This is a genomic window from Paenibacillus sp. 01T442, from assembly GCF_056398345.1.
In genome coordinates, this window is the sequence record NZ_JBFTPF010000139.1 from 1 (window position 1) to 6,956 (window position 6,956).

A 6,956-nucleotide genomic window follows, 5' to 3' on the forward strand; every position below is an offset into this window, starting at 1 on the left:
AGGTAGAGTTGCTTAAAGCCTATAGCCGTATAAAGAACCGAATCCACACTCCGATCGCAAAAGAAATTGAAACAGCTCTCCATGAAGATCATTTTGAGAAGGCAGTTAGCCTCTTATTGGAGCATTATTATGATCCGCGATATGAACACGCTATGCATAAATACGAACAAGAAATTATTACGATTCGAGCAAACACGATAGATGAAGCGGTAATAGCTGTAAAGAATTATTTGAAAGAAGTAGATGTAGAAAGTAAAAAATTAAATTACACGTAATCTTAGATTGATAAATGGAGTGTAAGAATGGCAACAGGACTAAATGAGACAGTAGAGGATCGCATTTACTTGGACTATAATGCAAGCACGCCGATTGATCCGGAAGTTTTGGAGGAAATGTTACCATTTCTAACGAGCTATTATGGTAATCCATCTTCATCCCATTGGGCTTCTGAGAAGATTAAAGTGGCCATCGATCTTGCCAGACAGCGTATAGCAACGTTGCTAAATTGCAAAACTAGCGAAATTGTCTTCACCAGTGGGGGAAGTGAATCCAATAATCACGCAATCAAGGGATCTTATTTTGCCAATAGACATCGTGGGAATCATATCATTACGACAAAAGTTGAGCATCCTTCTGTCCTTAATCCGTGCGTATTTCTTGAATCTATCGKAGCTAAGGTTACATATTTAGATGTGGATGCGTATGGGTTGGTGGACATCTCAGATCTTGCTGCAGCAATCACGAAGGATACGATTCTCGTGTCCATTATGCATGCTAATAATGAAGTAGGAACGGTCCAACCACTCCAGGAAATGGCTCAAATCACGAGTAGAAGAGGGATCATTCTACATACCGATGCAGCGCAATCTTTAGGGAAAATCGAAGTTAATTGGGATGAAATGAATGTGAATCTGCTTACTGTTGCAGGTCATAAACTCTACGCTCCTAAAGGAGTCGGTGCCTTAATCATTAGAGAAGGAACTGCGCTTATTCCACACAATCACGGAGCCAGTCATGAAGTGGGCAGAAGAGCAGGTACCGAGAATGTGCCATTCATCGTAGGTCTTGGGAAGGCGGCAGATATCGCTCATAGAAGAAATGATCATAAGGTGATCAAGACATTATCGAACCTATTTTKGAAAAAGCTATCGGATGCATTTAAAGATCGTATTGTTATGAACGGACATCCTGACAAGCGATTGCCAAATACGTTAAATGTCAGTTTTATTGGTATGATTGGGGAAGAGATTTTAGCAAAGATCCCTGAAATTGCTGCCACCACCGGCTCAGCCTGCCATACGGGAAGTATCGAGATGTCACCTGTACTAAAGGCAATGAAATTATCTCCAGAGGTTGCGGCTGGCACTGTGCGGTTTTCAATTGGGCGCTATACAACTGAGAATGAAATAGAGAGAGCTTGTGCAATGATCATAGAACGAATTCGTGTTTAGATCGGGTCCGGCGATACAAACATTAAGCTCCCAACCCCGCAACATTTGAAACATAAATAGACGACTCATGTAGGAGGCCTCTCACCAGAGCTTGCTGATTTCAGCAAAGTTGTGGTTTGACAGGCTTTTTTTGCATATGAGGTACTATATTAGGATGTATAAATAAGCGGAATGAGGGAAACTATACCAAATACTGAAACGTCACTACGCTAGGGGGGACAGCAATGGAGGTTTCCTTCTCTAGGCTGCAAATCGTGTTTTTGTTGCTATTATCGCTTGGCATTTCCAATCATGTGCTCATTATTCCTCATCTTCTCCAAGCTGCAAAACGCGATGCATGGTTTAGTATTTTGCTGGCTTACCTAGCTTTAATTGGTTGGAGCTTGATCCTGTATATTATTTTGAAATCAATCGGAATGGTATCGTTTTACCTTTGGCTTAAAGACCGGGTAGGTATGATTGGATTATCAATTGTAAGTGGCTGCATCRCTCTTTATTTAGTTGCTGCCGGGATGATGATCGTATTTGATACGACAAAGAACATCAGCATCCACTTTCTTCCAAAAACGCCTGATATCGTTGTCATTCTTAGTTATATTTTTTTGTCTTACACCGCAGCTAAATCGGGACTCAAAACAATTGTCTATATGTCTTCAATGTTACTGCCTATTGTATGGATGTTAGGTGTCGGAGTATCTCTGATGACCATGAGCAGTAAAGATTATGGTATGCTACACCCCCTTTTGAAGGAAGGATTTGGCTCAGACCTGTCCGGAAGTGTGGTCGTTTTTGGTGGAAGCATTGATTTGATGGTTTTGCTCTTGATCCAGCATAAACTGAGCAAACCGCTTAATTATGGCGTCATTTTCGTATTACTGACATTATTAATAGGGCTAATCATGGGTCCAACTCTAGGATCCATAGCAGCCTTTGGTCCTTACCAAGCTGAAAACTTGCGATTTCCCGCTTTTGAACAATGGAGGCTAGTGATGCTTGGCAGACAAATCTCTCATGTGGATTTTTTAGCCGCATTTCAGTTGATGGCAGGTAGTGTTGTGAGAACAGCCCTAATCATCCATCTCCTAACTGAACTGGCTGCTGCCTATTCTCAAAAAAATCGACAAGTCGTAATGTTACTCAGTGCTGCCATCTTGTCACTTCCTTCGCTGTTAAAGGTCAGCGACATCAGGATGCAAAAGATCATCCATCATTACTTTTACACCTATTCGCTATGGTTCGGAGTTGCCTTAACAGCGGTTCTTTTTATGATCATTTATCTTCCGCAACGAAAGGGGAAAGGCAATGAATCTATCACCTGAGGAATCAAGGCTATTCGCAGAGCAGGACGCCTGGTTAAGGGGTGGAAGCTTGTTGACAGGTCAGCTGCAAGAAGCATTCGCACAGTATTCAGACATCATTTTTCCAGCGCTTCCCCAATTAGAAGTATCMGATCAATTGACAGCTTTCTACTGCGAAGGCATGATTGATAAAACCGAATTAAACTCGTACTTTACTAGGGTATGTCAATATATAAACCGTTTACCGGTTAATCTAGGGGATGTTCCGAAGTATTCGGATGAAATGCCTATTTTCGATATTAACTGGACGTTCGGAGATATGGTCATAAATTTGTTTACCGGCTGTTTGATTCTTTATCGTAAAGGTGATACATACTTTTGGGTGGTAGATATTTCCAAGGTCCCCCAACGCGCGATACAGGAATCCAATACGGAAATCTCAATCAAAGGCGCGAAGGATGCTTTCACAGAAGAAATGTTTACAAACATATCCCTAATAAGGAAAAGATTGCAAACTGGATTGTTGTTCAGTGAAAAGTTCGTCATTGGAAGTTTAAGCAAAACCGAAGTATCTCTGCTTTATCTGAGTCATAAAGCGAACCCTGCGATAGTTGCAGAAGTACGTAAACGATTGGAAACCTTTCAAACAGAAAGTATTGTTAGTAGTGGCCAGTTGGAACAATGGTTATCGGACCGAACCTTTTCATTGTTTCCCTTGATTGATTATATCGGTCGGCCTGATTTCGTCGTTGAAACGCTGCTTCGAGGAAGATTTGCGATTGTGGTAGACGGGTCACCTATGGTACTCATCGGACCGGCTAACTTCCTTGAATTGTTAAAGACACCTGAAGATGTCCATTTCCCTTATCATTATGTGATATTTCAACGCGTCCTCAGGTTATTGGGGCTTATGCTCAGTATTTTTTTGCCGGGTTTTTGGATCTCAATTGCAAGCGTAAATCTGGACCAGATACCATTTGCTCTCCTTTCAACGGTAGTCCTTTCACGTGAAGGGGTTCCGCTGCCTTCGTTTCTTGAAGCGTTACTTCTGATATTTCAGTTTGAATTGCTTCGGGAAGCAGGCGTTCGACTACCGAAGGCCGTTGGACAAACGATCGGCATTGTAGGAGGACTAATTATAGGAGACTCCCTCATCAGGGCTGGCCTTGCATCTCCGACATTGCTTGTAGTTATAGCGCTTTCCACAGTTTCAGCGTTTAGTCTCGTGAATCAATCTTTGGCTGGCACTGTAAGCGTGGTCAGGATTTTTATTTTTGTAATCTCTTCCTACCTTGGCATTTACGGCTTTATTCTGAGCATGTTCTTGCTTTTGATCTATCTCTGCCGACTTGAGTCATTTGGATTGTCTTATCTCGAACCGATATCTTCCTTACGAATGAAGGACTGGCTAGCTGCGTTCGTCGTTGATCCGTTTCGGAGATCACGAGTTTCGTCGGCTATGCTAAATAAACGGAAAAGGTGAATGCGTTGAAGCATAAACGGCTATCGAAGCTAGTTGTGATGCTTGGATTATTGGTGATGTCGGGCTGCACCACTGATGTCAAGGATATTGATAAGATAAATTATGCGTCTACCATAGGCGTGGATTACAAGGATGGGAAATATCACGGTTATATCCAATTCAATGATTTTCAATCCGTTGCCAAAACAAGCGATACACAGAGGTCGCCTTCAAAAATTTGGGTGGGTGAAGGAGTAGGGGACTCCTTCGAAGAGTCCCTTTTTGATCTTTATAGAACGTCGCAGGAAAGAATTTATTGGGGTCATGTGACTGCTATTGTGGTTAGCGAAGGGGCGTTCAAGCAAGGCATTGGTAATATTTACGATAGTTTTGTCCGATATTATGAATTTCGATTGACCCCCTGGGTGTATGGAACGCGAGAATCAATAAAGGAAATTCTCAGCACTGGTGGTTTTTTTGGACAATCTCCACTTAGTACCATTCTCCATGAACCAACAGGGATTTATTCCCAAACCTCCTTTATTAAGCCCATCAAGCTTCATAGATTAATCGGTCAGATGAACGAGGATGGCTTTACCTCATGCATTCCGACCMTAGCTGTAAACAAGAAAAACTGGGTGGAAAAAAAGAATAAGGAACCTAAACTAACGATCGATGGGGCGATATTCCTAAAACGTGAAGTCTACAGAAGCTATATTCCAATAGAGGAATTGATCGGACTTCGCTGGATACAGTCGGGTTCTGTACGAGCAGGTGTGTCAGTTCCGAGTAAGACGGAGCCATCGGTTGAAATCGTTGTCGATAATCCCAAAACTAAGTTGAAGATGGTCAAGATAGATGATCGTCCTCAATATAATATTGATATGAAAGCGACAGGATATGTTGTCAGCCGAACCAATAATCAATTGCAGGGGATTCAACAATTAACCCAAAAGTCGACAGAGAGCATTGAAAAAGAAATCCGGAAGTCATTCATGGCAGGTATGAAAAGGAATACGGATATCTATAATCTTGAACACAATTTATTCCGTTACCATTATCAAGATTGGAAGGCCATCACCACCACGGAGGGGATGTTGCTAAATGAAAATGCGATCCGAGATGTCCATATTGACTTAAATATAGAGCATACGAGTTCGGGAAAGAATTCGACTATTCATAGAAGTGAGTAGGTTGAATTAATTGCACTGGTACCCATAATCTGGACACTTGCACTAGGGCACAAATATCAAAATGGCGGCGCATGCCGCCTTTTCTTAGTTTACTAGAGTAAGYACCGGGGGGATTATATTATGTCTAAGAAAATTTTTAGCGAAAAAGAACGAAAGTATTTATCAACGAATAAATACGTTGCCAAGATAATCGAGAATTACAGGAATCATCTTTTGTCGGCATCGTAGACCTAAACCACTCTTTTTTTCGAGAGTCCTTGACAGAGGGGCAAGATCACTCCACAAGTAGGAGCACCTGCTTTTTGTTAATCTTGTTCGTTTTTTTGTGCGAATAAAAGAAGCGTAATCAAAGAAAACGCAAATAAAGCTAAAAAGGGAATTGTAATAAAGCCAAACCAGTTTATATATTGACCACTGCATGGTATCCCAACCGTGCAGGGCAATATTTGAGACATGCTCGGTACCTTCTGTTCCAAGTAGTGAAAGAGTGAAAAGCTCATTCCAACGATACTTAATATGCGAGCATATGGAACAATCCCTCGATCGTTTTTGTAAGCAGCAAGACCAAGAAGGGGAGCTAATGGATACATGCATATGCCATGATCCTGCTCATTACCGGTGTTTACTTATGGTGGCCAAGAGGAAAAAAATCCATTTACGGAATCATTCTTCCTCGAATCAAACAAGGAAAACGAACATTCTGGCGCGATATGCACGCAGTGACGGCATTATGGCTATCTCTTTTTATCGCTGCGCTGATCGTGACAGGACTACCATGGTCAGGTGTTTTGGGTAACTATATTAATAAATCAGCAACATACCCTGAAGGCATGTTCTCGTTTATGCCAACACATCTCACATCCACGGTTCCCACCAAAGATGTTGTTAGCGGTGTGCCTTGGGCGGCTGAGCAACTGCCGATGCCAAATTCCACGCCTGGCGGAAGTGGAGCGCTTTCGGTAGAGAAAGTAATGGGACTTGATCGAGTGAAAGAACTTGCCCAAGGTTATCAAATTGCACTTCCTCAAGATGAGAAAGGCGTTTACACCATTTATTCGACGACTGCTGATCCCAAGAAACAAGCGACATTGCATATTGACCAATATAACGGTAAGATTTTGGCGGATCAGAAGTTTCAAGATTTCAGCCCTATGGCTAAAGCTGTGACCCTTGGAATAGCCTTGCACCAAGGAGAACTGTTCGGAGTTACGAATCAGATTATTTGCTTGCTAGTGTGTTTAGGTATCATTTTAGTTGCTCTCAGTGGGGTCATCATGTGGTGGTTAAGAAAGCCTAGCGGTCGTGTAGGGGCGCCATCACTTCCCAAAGATTTTAAAATGGTTGAATGGGTTGCTCTAATAACGATTGTGTTAGGAATTGTGATGCCTCTGGTAGGGATCTCACTTCTCATTGTATTGATTTTGGAGGCTCTACTCATTCGCAGAATTCCTGTCTTAAAACGATTACTCGGTTGATAAGGCTTAACTTCGAAAACGCTAAACTGCAAACTTCCTGCAATTAGCGTTTTTTCGTTTCATCATTTCTATGTAAC

5 protein-coding genes and 1 pseudogene are annotated in these 6,956 nt (G+C 42.0%); all 6 read left to right on the forward strand.

Annotated features, from left to right (window positions below; all coding sequences use genetic code 11):
• Positions 1–275, forward strand: a pseudogene (locus tag AC1DLM_RS34145) (tRNA 2-selenouridine(34) synthase MnmH); the annotation flags it as partial.
• Positions 276–302: 27 nt separating this feature from the next.
• Positions 303–1,451 (forward strand): cysteine desulfurase family protein, encoded by a 1,149-nt coding sequence (locus tag AC1DLM_RS34150; protein WP_477572474.1) that lies wholly within the window; start codon positions 303–305, stop codon positions 1,449–1,451.
• Positions 1,452–1,675: 224 nt separating this feature from the next.
• Positions 1,676–2,770 (forward strand): endospore germination permease, encoded by a 1,095-nt coding sequence (locus tag AC1DLM_RS34155; RefSeq protein ID WP_477572475.1) that lies wholly within the window; start codon positions 1,676–1,678, stop codon positions 2,768–2,770.
• Positions 2,754–4,232, forward strand: coding sequence for a spore germination protein (locus AC1DLM_RS34160; protein WP_477572476.1), 1,479 nt, complete (start codon positions 2,754–2,756; stop codon positions 4,230–4,232). Before AC1DLM_RS34155 ends, AC1DLM_RS34160 begins: the two co-directional genes overlap by 17 nt.
• A 5-nt stretch (positions 4,233–4,237) precedes the next feature.
• A complete protein-coding gene (locus tag AC1DLM_RS34165) occupies positions 4,238–5,404 on the forward strand; it encodes a Ger(x)C family spore germination protein (RefSeq protein ID WP_477572477.1) in 1,167 nt (388 codons plus the stop codon).
• A gap of 599 nt (positions 5,405–6,003) precedes the next feature.
• A complete protein-coding gene (locus AC1DLM_RS34170) occupies positions 6,004–6,879 on the forward strand; it encodes a PepSY-associated TM helix domain-containing protein (RefSeq protein ID WP_441991817.1) in 876 nt (291 codons plus the stop codon).
• The last annotated feature ends 77 nt before the right edge of the window (positions 6,880–6,956 follow it).